The organism is Bacillus cereus group sp. MG20 (assembly GCF_040459885.1).
Lineage (GTDB): Bacteria > Bacillota > Bacilli > Bacillales > Bacillaceae_G > Bacillus_A > Bacillus_A cereus.
Map to the genome: position 1 here is coordinate 3,648,830 of NZ_JARVHF010000001.1, position 19,074 is coordinate 3,667,903.

Genomic DNA, 19,074 nt, shown 5'->3' on the forward strand with positions numbered 1-19,074 from the left:
CACGTAATCTGCCGCTACATGCTTTCTATCTTATAAGAAACCCACGACATACCTCTCGATAGCTCTCCACAAACGAAACGTTTGTGACAGTTCTGCACTTATTAAATGCAGACCCAGCAAGCGTGCATGGTGGACACGACTTACTTCGGCAACCATTCCTTTCTCATTCCTTCATCAATGCCACTACATCTCCTGAAATGATACTCTTAATGATTGCAACCTCTACCTCACCGAGATACGAATGAGGATTTAAATATTAAATTAACGTCTTTAAGAGTAACAAATGTATTTTTATACGTCAATGGATATAGTAATAATCAGATTATAGAGAAGAGTTTGTGATTAAAAGTAAGAGGGATTGTTATGTGATATTTGAATTTCCGTAATATAATACATGTTATTGGCGCTAGATGATTGAAAAGGGGATGAAATAAATGTCTGTTTGTCATAAACATTCAGTAATAGGTGTGTTAGATTCGGGAGTTGGGGGATTAACAGTTGCGAGCGAAATTATAAGACAATTGCCTAAAGAGAGCATTTATTATATTGGTGATAATAAGCGTTGCCCGTATGGGCCAAGAAGTGTAGAGGAGGTGCAATCTTTCGTATTTGAAATGGTTGAGTTCCTCAAACAGTTTCCATTAAAAGCGCTAGTCGTAGCATGTAATACTGCTGCAGCTGCTGCATTGACTGCGCTGCAAGAAGCACTTTCCATTCCAGTTATTGGCGTTATACATCCAGGAGCAAGAGCGGCAATTAAAGTAACAAAGAAAGAGAAAATCGGAGTAATTGGAACTGTAGGTACGATAAAATCTAATATGTACGAAAAAGCATTACACGAGCTTGATACATATTTGGAAGTGCATAGTCATGCGTGTCCGACTTTAGCTACAGTTGTAGAAAATCGATTAGAAGATATAGCATATGTCACGCAGCAAGTGAAACAAGCGTTACTTCCATTAACGAAAGAAGATATAGATACGTTAATTCTTGGGTGTACGCATTATCCACTTCTAGAGTCCTATATAAAAAAGGAACTAGGAGAAGATGTAACGATTATTAGTTCTGCAGAAGAAACAGCAATAGAGTTAAGTACCATTTTACAGCACAAAGGAATTTTGTCTGACAATCTGAATCCGAAGCATCGCTTTTTTACAACGGGATCTGTTTTATCATTTGAACATATTGCTGAGCGATGGCTAGGGTATCAAATTTCTGTAGAATGTGTGGATTTACCCGTAAAGAATGCTCGTATCTGTAATTAGACTGTATTAAAGTACTTTTTGTTCAATAAATTAGGTTAGTTGCATAAGAAGGAAAAAATGCACTTTTAATTGAAAAGATTAAGGTCATTTCAATTAAAGGGGAGATTGGATTATGGAATTATCAAGATCTCAATTATTTGCTTTAGAGTATATTTCAAAATATGCAGAGAACGAAAAACGTGAGGCTAAAGCAACGATTAATCATATACTTAAAATGTCTAATATTACAGATGAAATATTTGAAGAGGCTGTCGCTAATTTAAAATCTCATGCAAGGATTGCTTTACACTTTCATCCAGACAGACTTGATTCGAGTATGAAAAGTGTTGCTGAAGCATTGTTTGAGCAAGGAGTATATAAAAGTCAATTTGAAACATTACTATCTAATGGAAGCGTATCTGCTTACCCTGGTGGTGAACGTGACCTTTGGGAAAAGAGAATATTTGGAGGGGCATATCAATTAGAAGGCGTAACGAATGAGCAACGGCCAAAATACGGAGCGCTAAATTTAATGTTACATCCAGATGGGCCGGCTCCGCGTTTTGGTTCATGTTATTTTCTTTTATCTCCAAAAGTTTCTTCGCGCTCTACATATACGTATTTAGATTCGCATCAAGATCCGAAAGAAAAGGGGACTTATGAGGAGTTTGATATGATTTTAGCTGCTCTTTTGGAAGAGACATTTGTAAGAGATTTTGCAATTGGTGAAGGAAATTTGACTCCAACAATATTAATTAATCATTTACTGGCTAATCTGAAAAGGCCGTTTATAGATTTAGTAAGCAAAGAGCCAGCCCGTAATCTTAATCATTATATTGAAGCGCAGATTCATGGAGAGATTTCTCTTAAAGAAGACGTAGAGGTGCTTGTTGCAGATCCTTCATTTAAGGGTACGGATGTAGGAAGAGTTTTAGAAGAAATTTGCCTGAAGTATGCTATTGATTTGTATTGGCACATCGGTTTTGTACTTATGGTAGACGAAGTTCCGATGGATTTTAGAGGTTCAAAAATGCCATCTTTAGCAAGACGCATTGCAAGGAATCATTGTATCGATGCAAATATAATTGGCTCTGCTGTAGTGGATTTGAAACGCAATCCATTATCTTGGAGTGATCGTGGCACTTATGAAGAAGTGCTTCAGGAATTGAAATTATTATGGCATGTTTTAGTTCGATTTGGAAAACCAAATCGGAAGTAGAATGAAATACTCCGTTTTTCGGAAGTATTTATATAGAAAAGAAGCTGATTTAAAAATAAATCAGCTTCTTTTTATAAGATTAAACTAAGTTTAATACAGTTACTTTTTCACGTGTCATAGACTCAAGGCTCTTACGAATACCTTGTGCGCCCATACCTGAACCTTTTACACCGATGAATGGGAAGTGATCAGGGCCGCGCTCTGTACGTCCGTTAATTTGAACAGAACCAGTTTCGATTTTGTTAGCAATTGCAAATGCTTTGTTAATGTCTTTTGTAAAGACACTTGCTTGTAAGCCGAACTCTGATTTGTTAGCAATTTCAATTGCTTGCTCGTCTGAAGAAACACGGATGATTGGAAGGATTGGGCCAAATGGCTCTTCCCAAGCAACTTTCATTTCTTCTGTTACGTGGTCGATTAATGTTGGGTAAATTAAGTTACGCTCACGTTTGTTACCGATAACGATTGTAGCACCTTTTTCAACAGCATCGTCAACTAAGCCTTGAACGAAGTCAGCAGACTTGTCGTCGATTAATGGAACGATTGTGCTGTCTTGTTCTGGAGATCCAACTGATAGTTCAGCTACTTGCGCTTTTAATAAGCTAACAAGCTCGTCCGCTACGTTTTCGTGTACAAGTACACGTTTAATAGCTGTACAACGTTGACCAGAGTAAGAGAATGCACCGCTTACGATATGGTTTGCAGCATCTTGTAAGTCAGCATCTTCACGAACGATACCAGGATCTTTACCACCAAGTTCTAATACAAGTGGAATCATTGAAGCTTTTTTCGCTAAATGTTTACCTGTGTTTGTACCACCTGTGAACGATACCATATTGACGCCTTCGTGTTCTACTAAGTAGTCACCAATTACAGAACCGCGTCCTGTAGCTACGTTTACAAGACCTTTTGGAAGGCCGGCTTTGTGAAGTGCTTCAACCATTTTAATACCACTAATTGCACCTTGAGTTGCTGGTTTGAAAATAACAGCGTTACCCATAATTAATGCTGGTGCAAGTTTTGCAGCAGATAAGTTTACTGGGTAGTTAAATGGTGCGATTGCTAATACAACACCAAGTGGTGCGCGTTGGATGATCGCAAGTTTCGATTTCGTTCCGCCAGGGAAGCTATCGCCCATCATGCTTTCTCCGTGCATATGTAAAGCTTCTTCGATCGTGTAACGAATGAAGTCAGCTGTACGAACAACTTCTTTCTTCGCATCTTTATAGCCTTTACCGACTTCTTTCATAATGATATCGGCAATTTCATCCTGCATATTTACGAGCTCATCAGCCCATTTATATAAGTATTTTGCGCGATCTTGTAGGGAAGCTTCAGCCCATGATTTTTGAGCTTCTTTTGCAGATGCAATTGCTTCATCTACTTCTCCGCGAGTAATTGCTTGTACTTGTCCAATTACTTCGTGTAAGTATGGAGATGGAATTTCGATTGTTTCTCCTGAAGAGCTTTCTCTCCATTCTCCGTCTAAATAAAATTTGTACGTATTGCTAGTTGTCATGATTAGTCCTCCTAAAATAGCAACTTGTAAGAGTGAGTATAAGGTGATTGTAGGGGGTTTGATAACATTTTTCAAATGAAATGTTTGTGAAAACGATTTCTTATTCTTTTTTTATTTTGTATGCCCTTTCTTACAGAACATTCTTTTATTTCAAACTGGTTTATTATGTCATGAACCATTTGCATTTTCGTGCATTTTACTTTATGTGTAAAAAAACAATTGACAGAATACTCAATAAAGTTGTAAGATTATAAATGGAAAATAAATGAAGGGGGTGTGCGTAATGATTGTAATCGTAAATGTAATGAGCTTAGCTCTGTTAAATGGCAGAAAACATTTATATCATTACGCAACCCGTGCGGATATATAGGGCATCTTTGTCTTATAAAAAGCGTACGTTGCGTATATCGTAACGTACGCTTTTTATGCATTCCTGTGCATATCGTCAAGCGGCGGTATGCTTTTTTTTGTTTATTTTCCATGTTACTATATAAAATTTTGGAAGGTGGAAAAATGTGATGAGATTGTATGGGTTACGAAATGTAAATGTGATGGATTTGGATAGCGGATAAAGAAATGAGAAGTAAACGAGAACGAGAAGGGAGAGGTTACATTGTTATCAGTATTACTAAAGTTAAAATGGTTTTTTAAAGAGCACTGGAAGAGATATAGTATTGCCATTGGAGCTCTTTTAATTGTGAATATAGTTGAAGTTATTCCCCCGAAAGTGTTAGGGGTTACGATAGATAACATAAAAACAGGAACGTTATCGAACGAAGCAATTATGCAATCTATTCTCATTTTAATAGGGGTTACGATCGTTGGATATGGCCTCACTTTCGTATGGCAACATCAATTGTTTGGCGGTGCATTTGTACTGGAGAAAACGATGCGCTCTAAATTTATGGGGCATTTACTTAAGATGACGCCGACTTTTTATCAAAAAAATCGTACTGGCGATTTAATGGCGAGAGCAACGAATGATTTAAAAGCAATCGCTATGACAGCTGGTTTTGGTATATTAACGCTCGTGGATTCTAGTTTATATATGCTTACGATCGTTTGTATGATGGGTTTTACAATTAGTTGGGAGCTTACATTTGCAGCGCTTATACCACTTCCAATTATGGCGTATGCGATGAATATATATGGAAAGAAATTGCATGAAAGATTTACAGTTGCGCAAGATGCGTTCGGTGATATGAATGATAAAGTGCTTGAATCAATCGCTGGTGTGCGCGTTATTCGTGCATACGTACAAGAGAATGCAGACGAGGAAAGATTTCATCATTTAGGAGATGACGTCTACGAAAAAAATATGAAGGTAGCGAGAATTGATGCATTATTCCAACCAACTGTGAAAATGCTTGTCGGTCTTAGTTATTTAATCGGTTTAGTGTACGGTGCATACCTTGTGTTTCAGTCAAAGGTGACGCTTGGTGAACTCGTTTCTTTTAACGTGTATTTAGGGATGATGATTTGGCCGATGTTTGCAATTGGTGAATTAATTAATGTTATGCAAAGAGGAAATGCTTCGCTTGACCGTGTGAATGAAACGTTAGCGTATGAGCCAGATGTAAAGAATCCGAAACATCCAAAGCTTGTGCAAGAGCCGGATTATATTCAGTTTGATGATGTGTCTTTCTCATATCCTTCATCAACTGAAGAAAATTTAAAAAAGGTTTCTTTCACATTAAAGCAAGGAGAAACGCTTGGGGTTGTCGGAAAAACAGGAAGTGGGAAAACGACGCTTGTACGTCAACTTCTTCGTCAATATCCGCTTGGAGATGGAGATATTGCAGTCTCTGATGTGACGTTAGATAACATAGCGAATGAAAATGTACTCGGATGGATTGGGTATGTACCTCAGGAACATATTTTGTTCTCAAAAACAGCGAGGGAAAATATTTTATTCGGAAACCGAGAAGCGACTGAAGAAGAACTCGAGAAAGCGATTGAAATCGCGGCGTTTACAAAGGATTTAGAGTTTTTACCAGAAGGGTTAGAAACGCTCGTTGGAGAGAAAGGTGTTTCTTTATCAGGTGGACAAAAGCAAAGGATTTCAATTGCGCGAGCTGTTATTCAAAATCCAGAAATTTTAATTTTGGATGATTCTTTATCAGCTGTAGATGCTCGTACGGAAGCAGCGATCATTGAAAATATAAGAACGGAAAGAAGCGGAAAGACGACGATTATTACGACGCATCGTTTATCTGCAGTGCAACATGCGGATTGGATTCTCGTTATGGATGAAGGCGCAGTTATGGAAGAAGGTACGCATGCTCAGCTTATCCAGAGCGGAGGCTGGTATGCTGAACAGTTTGAAAGACAACAAGGTGAAAGTGAAAGTGCGGATAGTGGGGTGAAAATATGAGCGTTTCAAAACGATTGTTTCAATACGCGATGAAAGTGAAAGGGACGATTTTTGCAGCGATGGCGATGTTATTTATTTTCGTCATTGCAGAGCTTGCTGGTCCTTTCGTCGCTAAAACGATGATTGATGATCATATCGTCGGGATAGAGAAATCTTGGTATGAAACAGAAAAGAGTGAAGAAGCTGTTTCATATAATGGCGCGTTTTATAAGCGAAGTGATCGCTTTGAACAAGGCGAGACAAAAGGTAAAGAAGTACGCGTAATGCAAGTCGGTTTTCAATATTACTTTGTACCGAATAAAGTGAATATTGAAGGATCACGTACTGTAAAAGGGGATATGATTACCGTTCAAAATGGTAAGGCGGTGCAAGTGTATAAAGCGAAGGCATTAACGAAAGAAGAAGTGTTTGCGTTTTATAAACCAGAAATAAACCGTCTATTATTACTTGGTGGTGGCTATTTCGCTTTATTAGTAGTTGTATCATTATTTGCATACGGAAAGCAGTTCTTTTTGCAGAAGGCAGCGAACAAAATTATTCAAATTATGAGGGAAGATGTTTTTTCTCATATTCAAACGTTGCCGATTCGGTACTTTGATCATTTACCGGCGGGGAAAATTGTTTCGCGCGTGACGAATGATACAGAGGCCATTCGTGATTTATATGTAACGGTACTTGCAACATTCGTTTCTAGTATCATCTATATTATTGGGATATTTGCTGCACTATTTTTACTAGATGTGAAGCTCGCTTCACTATGTTTATTAATTATCCCAATTTTAATTGTTTGGGCGATTCTTTATAGAAAATACGCGTCTGTATACAATCATAAAATGCGCTCTCGTTTATCTGATATTAACGGAACAGTGAATGAATCCATTCAAGGGATGCCAATTATTCAAGCGTTCCGTCAAGAGCGTGAAACGAAAAAAGAATTTGAAGAATTAAATGGCGATTATTTTAAGTATCAAAATAAAATTTTAAATTTAAATGCAGCAACTTCGCATAACTTAGTAGCCGTATTAAGAAATATCGCTTTCACAGGAGTGATTTGGTATTTCGGAGGTGCGTCATTAAGTGCTACAGGTATTATTTCACTTGGGGTACTGTATGCGTTCGTCGATTATTTAACACGATTATTCTCGCCAATTACGAATATGGTGAACCAGCTTGCCAACTTAGAGCAAGCGCGCGTTGCATCAGAACGTGTCTTTGAATTGTTAGAGGAAAAAGGGGAAGCGGTAGAAGAAGAACGTATGCCTCGTTTAAAAGGAAATGTAAAATTTGATAATGTATCATTTTCTTATAATGGAAAAGATGAGGTGTTAAAAAATATTTCTTTTGAAGCGAAACAAGGCGAGACAGTGGCACTTGTCGGTCATACTGGATCAGGAAAAAGTTCTATCATGAATGTACTCTTTCAATTTTATGAGTTTGAAAAAGGAAGGCTTACGATTGATGGTCACGATGTAAGAGAAATGCCGAAACAAGCAACTCGTGAGCATATGGGAATCGTATTGCAAGACCCGTTTTTATTTAGCGGGACGGTCGCTTCCAATGTAAGCTTAGAGAACGAAAAAATTTCAAAAGAGCGTATCATAAAAGCATTGCATGATGTTGGTGCTGAAAGATTTGCAAACAATATAAATGAAGAAATTACAGAAAAGGGAAGTACGCTTTCCACTGGAGAACGTCAGCTTATTTCATTTGCTAGGGCGCTTGCTTTTGATCCAGCTATCTTAATTTTAGATGAAGCAACGTCTAGTATTGATACAGAAACAGAGGCGATGATTCAACAAGCACTAGAAGTTGTGAAAAAAGGAAGAACGACATTTATTATTGCTCACCGTCTTTCAACGATTAAAAGCGCAGATCAAATTATTGTGCTCGATAGAGGAACGATTTTGGAAAAAGGGTCTCATGATGAACTAATGAAAAAGCGTGGGCGTTATTATGATATGTATAAAACGCAAATGGAAGGCAATCAGAGTGCTTAATAGGTATGGAGGAGAACTTGTGATTTTCACAAGTTCTTTTTTATTGATGAACATGTCGACTCTTTAGCGAATTACGACAGTTAAATAAGAAGTATTGTTTTACCTTTTTCTTTATAAATGCTATATTAAAAAATGTTACTTATTTTTTGTATGTAGCGTTATTTTTCCCTTTTGTTTGATTATGAAGAAAAAGGATAAACTAAATAAGAACATTTTCATTGAAAAATTGTTCAAGATTGCATACAATCAATATAGTTTTTAAATTCCTATCAGAATACTTGGAGGATTACAATCATGAAGAAATTATTTTCAGTGCTTGCAGTAACTACATTAGCGATCGGGATTGTAGCCGGCTGCGGTAAAGAAGAGAAAAAAGATACAGCTAGTCAAGATGCGTTACAAAAGATTAAACAAAGCGGTGAACTTGTAATTGGTACAGAAGGTACATATCCACCATTTACGTTCCACGATTCAAGCAATAAATTAACTGGATTTGACGTTGAACTATCGGAAGAAGTTGCAAAACGTTTAGGTGTAAAGCCTGTATTTAAAGAAACACAATGGGATAGCTTACTTGCTGGCCTAGATGCAAAACGTTTCGATATGGTTGCGAACGAAGTTGGTATTCGTGAAGATCGTCAAAAGAAATATGATTTCTCTAAGCCATACGTTTCCTCTTCAGCGGCATTAGTTATTGCAAAAGATAAAGATAAGCCTGCTACATTTGCTGATGTAAAAGGGTTAAAAGGAGCACAATCTTTAACGAGTAACTATGCAGATATCGCTAAGAAAAATGGTGCGGAAATTATTGGTGTAGAAGGATTTAGCCAAGCGGCAGAATTATTAGCTTCAGGCCGCGTTGATTTTACAATTAATGATAAGTTATCAGTATTAAATTATTTAGAAACGAAAAAAGATGCAAAAATTAAAATTGTAGATACAGAAAAAGAAGCTTCACAAAGTGGATTCTTATTCCGTAAAGGTAGCGATAAGCTTGTACAAGAAGTAGATAAAGCGTTAGAAGATATGAAAAAAGACGGTACGTATGACAAAATAACGAAAAAATGGTTCGGTGAAAATGTATCTAAGTAGTGCATTGGTTTCAGATCGATTGTCTACTTGGACAGATATTATGCAGTCTTCCTTCATGCCTATGCTGAAGGAAGCTGTTTTTACAACAATTCCATTAACGCTTATTACATTTATTATCGGGATTATACTGGCAACGTTAACAGCGCTCGCACGTATTTCTGGTAGTCGTATTTTACAATGGATTGCTCGTATCTATGTATCTATCATTCGCGGAACGCCACTTCTTGTACAATTATTTATTATTTTCTATGGACTTCCAACTCTTAATATTGAAGTTGAGCCATATACAGCAGCAGTTGTTGGATTTTCATTAAATGTCGGTGCATATGCATCGGAAATTATTCGTGCTTCTATCCTTTCCATTCCGAAAGGGCAGTGGGAAGCAGCTTACACAATTGGGATGACATACCCGCAAGCGTTAAAACGTGTTATTTTACCACAAGCGACGCGTGTATCAATCCCGCCGCTTTCAAATACATTTATTAGCTTAGTGAAGGATACTTCATTAGCATCGTTAATTTTAGTAACAGAAATGTTCCGAAAAGCGCAGGAAATTGCGGCGATGAACTACGAATTTTTAATTGTTTATTTTGAAGCAGGTCTTATTTATTGGGTTATTTGTTTCTTATTATCAATCGTACAACAGATGTTAGAAAAGCGTTCAGAACGCTATACGTTAAAATAATCCTTTTACAAAAGGAGTTTTTGTTTTTATGATTTCAATTCAACATTTACAAAAAAGTTTCGGAGATAATACCGTACTAAAGCATATAGATTTAACAGTTGAGAAGGGCGAGGTTGTTGTTATTATTGGGCCGTCTGGATCTGGTAAAACGACATTCTTGCGTTGTCTCAACGTACTAGAAACACCGGATGCTGGTAATATTAGCATCGGTAATAAAGAGCTTAATTTCGCTCAAAAAGTATCGAAGAAAGATATTGTAAATCTTCGTACACAAACAGGTATGGTCTTCCAGCACCATAACTTATTCCCTCATTTAACAGCACTTCAGAATGTAATGGAAGGGCTCATTACAGTGAAAAAAGTAGGGAAAGAAGAAGCAAAGAAAAAAGCAAACTATTTCCTTGAAAAAGTTGGTTTAGCAGATAAAGTGGATTTATATCCATTCCAATTATCAGGTGGACAACAACAGCGCGTTGGAATTGCGCGTGCGCTTGCGATGGAGCCAGAAGTGTTACTATTTGATGAGCCGACTTCAGCGCTTGATCCTGAACTTGTTCAAGAGGTTTTAAAAGTCATGAAAGAACTTGCTAAAGAAGGCATGACGATGGTTATTGTAACGCACGAAATGCGTTTTGCACATCAAATTGCCAACCGTGTTATTTTCATGGATGGTGGTGTCGTTGTCGAACAAGGTACACCAGAAGATGTATTTACAAATCCAAAAGAAGAACGCACGAAAAAGTTTTTACAAATGTTGCAGTAAATTAAGAAAGGTCTCAGGGTATATGCCCTGAGACCTTTTTGCCATATATATTTATTTTTGGAATCCGCCAAGGCTTTGTTCAGCCATTGCAACTAGACGTTTTGTAATTTCTCCACCAACTGAACCGTTAGCGCGAGCCGTAGAATCTGCTCCTAATTGTACACCAAATTCTTGAGCGATTTCGTACTTCATTTGATCGATTGCAGCTGTTGCACCTGGTACTACTAATTGATTTGAAGAATTTTGGTTTGCCATAGGAATATATCCTCCTTAGAGTTATAAAAATTTTTTTTGGTTGGACTAGCTGGAGTTGAACCAGATTATCGCCCCGGTTGGCGCTAATCCATCGGTAATTAAGTTTGTACTCATAGTATGGATGTTACCTAGAAAGATATACAAAATAATAATTTGTAAATTTTGTCAAAAAAAACGTATTGATTTCGTAAATTATGAAATAAGAGTAATCGTTGTATTTTTAAGAAAACAGGCCAAACTAAGGAGGATATTAAATATAATTTTCTCATTGTAGCCTGCTACTTGTAGGCTAATCATTAGCTTCTTATTTATGATTTATTGAAATGAAATCGGTAGCAACTTCATAGTTCTATTTTTAAGTAGGGGTGGAGTGAGTGACCGCTCCTATGCATGGGTAGGTGCTCTCTTCAATCTAAAAAAGAGAGGCTTTAAACGATAACGTATGGAGGAATCATGATGGGGATTTGCCCGCTTTGCAACGCATTAGAATCACAAACATATTCTTGTCAAAATTGCCAAAGTATACTCCAAGATTATGGGAAGTCTGTAGATTACATAGACGATTATAGTGCCTATATGGATCAAGAATTATTAAGTGCAGTAGATGGTTTAACGCATAATAATTCAAATGAATATTGCAATCATGTTTTTTATTGCGGAGTATGTAACGTGGAAACTGAGGTTGTAGTGAAACTTGTGTAAATAGAAAACTTCCACCTTATTATCTAGGTGGAAGTTTTTGTTTTTGTATTTGTGAGTGAATCATAGGAGAAGGGATATGTTCGGTGTTTGATGAAGCCCCTGATTTTATTTGAGACATTTTTTCTTTTGTATCACGTAAAGAATGTTCAGTTAAGTAGACGGCATATTCGTAAAATAACTGGCGCGTCAGTTCACTTTGCTCTTTTAATTTTTTATCTTGGAATACAGTTCGCCCAGGTTTAGAGTTGGCTTCAAAGAGCCACGGATTTTCCTTTGTGTCTAAACCGATATCAAAACCGATTTCTCCAATATTTCCGGTTACTTGTTCATCGAGCGCGTAACTTATTTGTAAGGCAGTATGTTTTAATTTATTTTCAATTTGAACTTGTTTCGTTGAATCTGGAAAAAGCTCTTGTAGCAATTTTGTATCACCGCCGCTATTTACGTGCGTTGTTAAACTGCCTTTGCCGGCAATTTTGGCGACGATTGCACTAACTATCCAATTACCGAAATGATTTTTATTTGTATGAATGCGGAAATCAACAGGTTGCCCATCGAAGCGAAGTAACGAAATACCTTGCTGTACGATAAACTTTTTTAAATCATGTCCTTTTAATACGTGGTTTAGAAGAGTTTCTAATGATTGATACTTTCTTAGTTTATTTTCTTCATTTTCGCGATAACGACAGTAGTAGCAATTCTCTGTTTGAGAATAAAATATTTGATGAATATTTCTACCAAAGCTCCCGTGTATTGGTTTCATGTACACAGATTTATACGTGCCAAGAAACCGTTCTACTTGTTCAAAATGCTGAAATGCTTCTGTGTTTGGTAATAAGGGTCTAATTGATTCGTCTTTCATAAGAAGTTGATGAACTTCCCATTTGTTGAAAAAACCTGGGTTAAACCATGGAATGGAGTAGTCTTGTTCTAACTTTCTTTTTGCTCTGACGATTGGTTTATAATTTTCCGCTTGTCGATTCGGTAATCGATCGTAAATGACATTTGGTAAAGGGACCTTTTTCTTTATCCATTGTTTCTCTTGAAAGAAATATCCTTCAATCGTTTCTTCTTCCCAGTTTATATGTTGAACGCCAAAGACGAATACGAACGGTCGTAATGAGAATGGTGGTGTTAACAACTCACTGAGAGCAATTGAACGATTTCCTAAAGGGTTAGAAGAATCATCGTTAAAGCCAGTTGTAAAAATGCCGATTAATGGTCCGAAAATAATTGTTTGGTTTTGTGTGAATGCATGAATAGTAGTGGATTGAGGTAGTAAAAGTTTTTCGGCAATATGTTTTCCGATAATAATTTCGCGAGTAAAGGAATAATGAATTTTCACCTCTTCACTTGCAAGGTGACGTATACCGAAGGAGAGGGATGTAATAGGTGGTGTAATAGAAAAAACGTAAGGTAAAGTAATGCTATTTGGATGTTCATCTGAAATGTTTAATGTATATATATGTTCTTTCAAAATAGGTTTACCTCCTTTCATTATGGTGTAAAGCGACTGAATTTAAGTGGTCCGTGAAATATCTTTTCAGCTAATGAATCACTATGACGAATGTATTGTTCGTAAGAAGGGATCGTGTTGACATACATAAGCCAGATTGCACCTTTTTGATCCATAATTGTGGAAAGTTCTAGTTCAAATAACGAAGAATAAGACTGATCTAGTGTTTGGAATACTTCATTTATAATGTCATGTAAAGCGTCGTGCAATAGTTGCACACCCGTACTAGATAGTACGTATTTAATTTTTGAAAATGAATGCAATGAATCATCGTCCGTTGCTGAGGGTAAAAGTTGATTAGGAAATGAGCTTTTTTGTATAAATTGACCGATAACAGTCCAAGTTTGTTCTTTGTTTTTTTGCAAAATGGTTCGAATGTGGAGTGGATATGTTAATTGATTTGGTGGTTGTAGCATAGTGTGCGCTATGTAACGGGATGAACGTATGTTAGATTTACACCAAGATATAAATTCGTCTGTCCGTTTGATTGTAATAGAAGTATGGTATTTTTCATTTACTGTATCGATATGAAACGTTTTATTTTTGTAAGCAATTCGATATAAGTTATCCTTAGAATGTATATTAGTGGGGCGTATAATAATATCTTTAGTTTTTAACAACAGTTTGAAAATGTTTTGTATCGTTGCAATTTCAAATTTTGGTATATAAGGAGACAGTTTTTTATTAGTGAGAAATAAATCATGTAGTTCACTTAAATTGATAAGTGTGTTATTTAAAAAGGTAGTGGAAGGACGATTGTGCAAAGAGTGAATAATTGATTTTGCTTTTTCAAAGTCTGTTTCCTCGTGAAAAGAATAACGATCATATATATAAGAAGGAATAGGGAATGTTTGCTCTTTCCATTTTCCTGTATCTGTATCGTAAATAAGACCAGAAATAAGGTCTGTTTTAGGATCAATACAAAATGGCGTAAACTGGGCAACGACATTATGATAAAGCCGAGCGCGTTTAGCGATTTCGGTGTAATACGTTTGTTCGTAATGAAATTTAGAAGCTAAAAGACCGAGAACCAACGAAATCACTCCTTTACTACTATTTGCATAATAGGCGAAGCTATATATTGCAAATACGTTTTTATACCATTATACTTTTGTCCGTATGATGATATGCTATAGTTTTGGAGAAGTGAAAGGTTGATTGTAATGAATATATGGTTAAATATGTTAACGACGACAGGACTCGGAGCAATTATTGGGGGATATACGAATCATTTAGCGATAAAAATGTTATTTCGTCCTCATCGTCCTATTTATATCGGAAAGTTTCAAGTTCCATTTACACCAGGGTTAATTCCGAAGCGTCGTGATGAACTTGCTGTTCAATTAGGAAATATGGTTGTAGAACATTTGTTAACACCAGAAGGAATTGGAAAAAAGCTAACAAATGAAGAGTTTCAAAAAGGTTTAATTCACTGGGCGCAAGTGGAAGTGGATAAAGTAATTACGAATGAACAATCACTGCGACATATGTTAGAAAAATGGAATGTAGCGCATGTAGAAGAAGAAGCGACTCGAAAAATCGAACATGTGATTACAGAAAAAATTCATGCATTTTTAGCAGAGTATTATACATATACATGGGAACAGGCTTTACCTCATTCTGTAAATGAAAAAGTAGAGAATGCGATTCCGAATGTCTCGGCGTTTATTTTAGAGCGAGGAATTAGCTTTTTTGAAAGTGAAGAAGGGAAAGCACGTCTTTCAAAAATGATTGATGATTTCTTTGCTTCTCGCGGAACGCTACTTAACTTAGTCGGAATATTTTTAGGAAATGTAAGTGTAGTGGATCGTGTGCAGCCAGAAGTTATTAAGTTTTTAGGTCAAGATGGTACAAAGCAGCTTTTAACTGACGTACTGCAAAAAGAGTGGGAAAAGTTAAAAGGAAGAGATGTAAAAGAATTAGAAGCATTTGTAGAGAAAGAAATGATTGTAAGCTCCGTGCTGTCAGCAGTTAAAGTAGAGGAAACAGTGAGTAAGTTTTTAAATCAATCTGTTCAGCAAGTATGTGAGCCGGTTCGAGAAACAATTATTGAAAAAGTGGTTCCAAGTGCAGTAAAGAAAGGCTTGAAGTGGGGAACAGAAAACGTAGAGAGTATACTAAATAATCTACACCTTGCGGAAATTGTCCAGCAAGAAGTGTCTACATTCTCAACAGAAAGATTAGAAGACTTAGTTCTGTCTATTACGAAAAACGAATTGAAAATGATTACGTATTTAGGAGCATTATTAGGTGGAATGATCGGACTCGTACAAGGATTGTTACTATTGTTTCTTAGATAATAAGGTGAGTACATAGAAATAAAAGTGAAATTTCTTCACATCTCTTGCATAGTTTGATATGGTAAGAAGAGGTGCGTATGTAAATGCACTGAAAAGGCAGTGCGTATGAAAAGCGCTAGCCTTCTAAAGGAGGAAAAATAAAATGACAAAGAACATTCATGATGTTGCATATGAATTACAAAAAGCAATCGCTGAAAACGAAGACTTCAAAACTTTAAAAGAGAGCTACGCAGCAGTTCAAGCTGACACAGCTTCAAAGAACTTATTCGATGAGTTCCGTACAATGCAACTTAGCCTACAACAAAAAATGATGCAAGGCCAAGAAATCACTGAAGAAGACAACCAACAAGCACAAGAAGTTGTAGCTCGCATTCAACAAGATGCTAAAATTACAAAATTAATGGAAACTGAGCAACGCCTAAATGTTGTAATCGGTGACGTTAACAAAATTATCATGAAGCCACTTGAAGAATTATATAGCGCGCAACAACAAGCGTAATAGTGGAAGACGCTCCTAGTTTAGGAGTGTCTTTTTTGTTGTAGAAAAAGGCTTATATTTGGAATAAGGGGAACTGTACGTTTTATATTATATATCCGAATAATTCATGTTCGGTAAAGCGTAATCAATTTTTGATGAAATATGAATAAACTTTCATTAGTATTAACTAAGGTTTTTCTTTAAAATTACATATTAGGACAAGGAGGAAGGTGAACTGTGAGGCGTTGTATCGAGTTATATCACTTTAAATATGAAATATCATTAAAAAAGTTGGTACATGTGATGATGGAAAGTGATTTTTTATTAAAATTCTCAGCTAGTAGGAATTTTACTTATAAATGAGTCTGAAATTAGGATAAATAATATTAGTATTACAACTAACAAAGTAGAGATTTATTGAATGAATGATAAATTCTATCTAACAAATGTGAATGATAATGTGAAAGTTATTCTATATTAGAGGATAACTATATTTTTTGTGCTTATAACCGTTAAATGAAATGTGTATGCTTTAATTTATGATGACAAAATGTAGAAAATGGAGTTATTGCTGTAGTTAAAAAGGAGTTTTGTACAAAAGTGATTCGAGTATTTAAGTATGAATATCAATTGATTGTAACGTTACTATCGCTTAGTTTATTTAGTTATTTTGCAATCGAAATTATGTTATATCCTAGGGTAGGGATTGAGATAGAGCATCAAGAAAATCATTTGGTGATTAATAATATTGTGAAAAATAGCTGGGCAGCAGAACAAGATCTAGCAGTCGGGGATATTATTGAAAAAATAGATGGGATTCTCCCTAATGATAACTCTAATATTTCATTATATGGTGCTACTGAAAGGGTAAAGAAAATTACAATGAAGAAAGGGGGAACAATAGAAGAATATAAAGTAGAGTATAATCCGTACGATAAGCAATTGGTTTATCATCTTTTTTTACCAACTGTGTTTTATCTAACGTGTTTTTTTGTGGCTACATATATTTTAATACGTGCTCCATACTTGAATGCAGGAACGAAAGATTTAATCTATTTTCTGCATTGTTTAGGAATGAGTTACATTAGTATTATGGCGGGGTTACGAAAAGATTCAATAGCGTATATTGTAGTTGCTATTTCTTTAACGTACTCAGTTGTCTTTTTTATAAAATTTATGGACATGTTTACGAAAAACTTGAAGATAAGGTTAATAACAAAAACAAAATTAATCTACATAAATATAATAGCGTTTATTTTAGTTTGTTTAACCATTTTTATTTATTTAAAATATAATGATTTATCGACGAGTTATATTATATTGTTAAGTTCTGTTTTGTTTTTATTAACAGTATATGTATTGTTTAGATTTTATTTTAAAAGTAGAAAAAGTTATTATTTTAAGTTTATAAGAGTTATTATTATGAGCACAATCATATCAGCCATGCCATTTATATTCTTATTTTTAATTCCTAATTTGATAAATTACAAAGAAATAATAAGTGTCGAGACGACAGCGATCTTTTTTTTATTGGTTCCAATTTGTATTTTTTATATGATTATTGAAGGGAAAATATTTGATTATAATTTTGTTATTCATAGAGTTCAATATTATGCTTTACTGTCGATATGTCTAACGGGTTTCATCGTTATACTAGGGATTTTAATTTTCCACAATACTAGCGATAACATATTAGATGTTATTCGATTTGCTGGTATCTTGTTTGTTTCGTTAATGCTTTCTTGCTTTATAAAGGATTATTTGGATTTTAAATTAAGGAAAAAATTATATCATTCTCAGAAAAATTATCAGTTTAGTTTACATAGATTTTTACATCAGGCAAAAAATGAATATAAGTTTTCAAACTTAATTGTTAGCATAAAGAGAGAAATCAATGATGTATTAAGAATAGAAGAAATATGCTGTATTGAAGTGAGTAAAGGGGATAATTCGCTCCAAATTATTGGGGATGGATATGTTTCTGAAGATGTGCTAAAGCAATTGAATGGATATCAGTTAGAGACATATACTGTTGGTTCCATTATACAATTAGAAGATCATTTTGTGTTTGTTTTGTCCATTTCAGCAAAAACAATGATTATATTGTTATGTAAATCTAATAATAGGAGAGGTTTGAACATTCAAGAAATTGGATGGTTAGAGACATTGTGTAGTTATGCTGATTTATTATTAGAATGCTCATATCAAGTGGAAGAATTAGTGAATCAGTTGCAAACGATAAATGAACCGAAACAGCCTCCAATTTGGCTTTCAAAGTTACTATTTAATTTGTCTGAAAAAGAGCGGACAAATTTGGCGAGTGATATTCATGATGGTGTATTACAAGACCAAATACGCTTGTCTAGGAAATTAGAGGAATATCATAAAGATATTCCAGATGTCGATATGAAAAAAATAATTAACGAAGTATATGAAGATGTCTTAGATCATATTTATGTCATTCGTGAAACATGTAATAACTTACGTCCTCCATTTCTATATGAATTAGGTTTGAAAAAAGCATTATTAGATTTATTTAAACAAGTAAATCTTAAAGCTACATTTTTCTTCTATTATGAAATTCAAGATAATATTATTCTACCTAATGTAGAATATGAACAAGCAATTTATAGAATTATTCAGGAGTTATTAAATAATGCACTAAAGCATTCAAAAGCTTCTAAAGTTACAATTCGATTATATGAGCAAAATGGATATTTGAATTTAACTTATGATGATGATGGGATAGGAATGGGGATAGATTTAGACGAGTTAAATCATTCTTATAGTAGTTTAGGTTTATCCGGGATTGTAGCTAGAATTCATAGTTTAGGTGGAGAAATGTCAATAGATTCAAAGGTGAATAATGGATTAAAGATTAAAGTTAGTATGAAAATTGATTAATTGATTCAATCTTTAGATGTGGAAGG

15 protein-coding genes and 1 riboswitch are annotated in these 19,074 nt (G+C 35.2%); of the genes, 11 read left to right on the forward strand and 4 right to left on the reverse strand.

Annotated elements, in window-relative coordinates; all coding sequences use genetic code 11:
* Window positions 1-51 precede the first annotated feature (51 nt).
* Window positions 52-233: riboswitch (Lysine riboswitch) on the reverse strand.
* 201 nt (window positions 234-434) lie between these two features.
* Window positions 435-1,265: a glutamate racemase gene (racE, locus tag QCI81_RS18730; protein ID WP_000109671.1), complete on the forward strand. Its 831-nt coding sequence runs from the start codon at window positions 435-437 to the stop codon at window positions 1,263-1,265.
* A gap of 112 nt (window positions 1,266-1,377) precedes the next feature.
* Window positions 1,378-2,463, forward strand: coding sequence for a DUF3626 domain-containing protein (locus QCI81_RS18735; RefSeq protein ID WP_000423688.1), 1,086 nt, complete (start codon window positions 1,378-1,380; stop codon window positions 2,461-2,463).
* A 79-nt stretch (window positions 2,464-2,542) separates the two neighbouring features.
* Here QCI81_RS18735 and gapN read toward each other — a convergent pair whose 3' ends face one another.
* Entirely contained in the window at window positions 2,543-3,982 is a 1,440-nt protein-coding gene (gene gapN / locus QCI81_RS18740; RefSeq protein WP_000213616.1) for an NADP-dependent glyceraldehyde-3-phosphate dehydrogenase, read from the reverse strand.
* A gap of 613 nt (window positions 3,983-4,595) precedes the next feature.
* Here gapN and QCI81_RS18745 point away from each other — a divergent pair.
* The 5 genes from QCI81_RS18745 (at window position 4,596) to QCI81_RS18765 (ending at window position 10,893) form a co-directional block, all read left to right on the forward strand.
* Window positions 4,596-6,356 (forward strand): ABC transporter ATP-binding protein, encoded by a 1,761-nt coding sequence (locus QCI81_RS18745; protein ID WP_000953768.1) that lies wholly within the window; start codon window positions 4,596-4,598, stop codon window positions 6,354-6,356.
* Window positions 6,353-8,353, forward strand: a complete 2,001-nt coding sequence (locus tag QCI81_RS18750; RefSeq protein ID WP_023521255.1) for an ABC transporter ATP-binding protein — start codon at window positions 6,353-6,355, stop codon at window positions 8,351-8,353. The genes QCI81_RS18745 and QCI81_RS18750 overlap by 4 nt, the downstream gene beginning before the upstream one ends.
* 294 nt (window positions 8,354-8,647) lie before the next feature.
* A complete protein-coding gene (locus tag QCI81_RS18755; protein ID WP_000732858.1) occupies window positions 8,648-9,445 on the forward strand; it encodes an amino acid ABC transporter substrate-binding protein in 798 nt (265 codons plus the stop codon).
* Window positions 9,432-10,130 (forward strand): amino acid ABC transporter permease, encoded by a 699-nt coding sequence (locus tag QCI81_RS18760; RefSeq protein ID WP_000281502.1) that lies wholly within the window; start codon window positions 9,432-9,434, stop codon window positions 10,128-10,130. Before QCI81_RS18755 ends, QCI81_RS18760 begins: the two co-directional genes overlap by 14 nt.
* Window positions 10,131-10,158: 28 nt before the next feature.
* Window positions 10,159-10,893 (forward strand): amino acid ABC transporter ATP-binding protein, encoded by a 735-nt coding sequence (locus QCI81_RS18765; RefSeq protein WP_000623598.1) that lies wholly within the window; start codon window positions 10,159-10,161, stop codon window positions 10,891-10,893.
* A 51-nt stretch (window positions 10,894-10,944) separates the two neighbouring features.
* On the opposite strand, the gene sasP is transcribed toward QCI81_RS18765, so the two are convergent.
* Complete coding sequence (sasP, locus tag QCI81_RS18770; protein ID WP_000013339.1) at window positions 10,945-11,148, reverse strand: small acid-soluble spore protein, SasP family; 204 nt, start codon at window positions 11,146-11,148, stop codon at window positions 10,945-10,947.
* Between the two features lie 456 nt (window positions 11,149-11,604).
* Between sasP and QCI81_RS18775 the strand changes: the two genes are divergently transcribed.
* The gene (locus tag QCI81_RS18775; RefSeq protein WP_000510477.1) at window positions 11,605-11,850 is read left to right on the forward strand and encodes a hypothetical protein; all 246 of its coding nucleotides are present in this window, start codon (window positions 11,605-11,607) and stop codon (window positions 11,848-11,850) included.
* Window positions 11,851-11,869: 19 nt separating this feature from the next.
* On the opposite strand, the gene QCI81_RS18780 is transcribed toward QCI81_RS18775, so the two are convergent.
* On the reverse strand, window positions 11,870-13,327 hold the full coding sequence (locus QCI81_RS18780; protein WP_000658108.1) for a YheC/YheD family endospore coat-associated protein: 1,458 nt from the start codon (window positions 13,325-13,327) through the stop codon (window positions 11,870-11,872).
* Window positions 13,328-13,347: 20 nt separating this feature from the next.
* Window positions 13,348-14,400: a YheC/YheD family endospore coat-associated protein gene (locus tag QCI81_RS18785; RefSeq protein ID WP_063546557.1), complete on the reverse strand. Its 1,053-nt coding sequence runs from the start codon at window positions 14,398-14,400 to the stop codon at window positions 13,348-13,350.
* Window positions 14,401-14,529: 129 nt separating this feature from the next.
* Between QCI81_RS18785 and QCI81_RS18790 the strand changes: the two genes are divergently transcribed.
* From QCI81_RS18790 to QCI81_RS18800, 3 genes are all read left to right on the forward strand, one after another.
* On the forward strand, window positions 14,530-15,666 hold the full coding sequence (locus QCI81_RS18790) for a DUF445 domain-containing protein (RefSeq protein WP_071731187.1): 1,137 nt from the start codon (window positions 14,530-14,532) through the stop codon (window positions 15,664-15,666).
* A gap of 142 nt (window positions 15,667-15,808) precedes the next feature.
* Window positions 15,809-16,165 (forward strand): YlbF/YmcA family competence regulator, encoded by a 357-nt coding sequence (locus QCI81_RS18795; protein ID WP_000164614.1) that lies wholly within the window; start codon window positions 15,809-15,811, stop codon window positions 16,163-16,165.
* A gap of 579 nt (window positions 16,166-16,744) precedes the next feature.
* The gene (locus QCI81_RS18800) at window positions 16,745-19,048 is read left to right on the forward strand and encodes an ATP-binding protein (protein ID WP_071731184.1); all 2,304 of its coding nucleotides are present in this window, start codon (window positions 16,745-16,747) and stop codon (window positions 19,046-19,048) included.
* Window positions 19,049-19,074: the final 26 nt, after the last annotated feature.

Excerpts from the sequence above, each read along its gene's own strand:
- QCI81_RS18795 (WP_000164614.1), top strand. The coding sequence starts at position 15,809 with ATGACAAAGAACATTCATGATGTTGCATATGAATTACAAAAAGCAATC.
- QCI81_RS18735 (WP_000423688.1), top strand. The coding sequence starts at position 1,378 with ATGGAATTATCAAGATCTCAATTATTTGCTTTAGAGTATATTTCAAAA.
- gapN (WP_000213616.1), bottom strand. The coding sequence starts at position 3,982 with ATGACAACTAGCAATACGTACAAATTTTATTTAGACGGAGAATGGAGA.
- QCI81_RS18790 (WP_071731187.1), top strand. The coding sequence starts at position 14,530 with ATGAATATATGGTTAAATATGTTAACGACGACAGGACTCGGAGCAATT.
- QCI81_RS18755 (WP_000732858.1), top strand. The coding sequence starts at position 8,648 with ATGAAGAAATTATTTTCAGTGCTTGCAGTAACTACATTAGCGATCGGG.
- QCI81_RS18775 (WP_000510477.1), top strand. The coding sequence starts at position 11,605 with ATGGGGATTTGCCCGCTTTGCAACGCATTAGAATCACAAACATATTCT.
- QCI81_RS18765 (WP_000623598.1), top strand. The coding sequence starts at position 10,159 with ATGATTTCAATTCAACATTTACAAAAAAGTTTCGGAGATAATACCGTA.
- QCI81_RS18760 (WP_000281502.1), top strand. The coding sequence starts at position 9,432 with ATGTATCTAAGTAGTGCATTGGTTTCAGATCGATTGTCTACTTGGACA.
- racE (WP_000109671.1), top strand. The coding sequence starts at position 435 with ATGTCTGTTTGTCATAAACATTCAGTAATAGGTGTGTTAGATTCGGGA.
- QCI81_RS18750 (WP_023521255.1), top strand. The coding sequence starts at position 6,353 with ATGAGCGTTTCAAAACGATTGTTTCAATACGCGATGAAAGTGAAAGGG.
- sasP (WP_000013339.1), bottom strand. The coding sequence starts at position 11,148 with ATGGCAAACCAAAATTCTTCAAATCAATTAGTAGTACCAGGTGCAACA.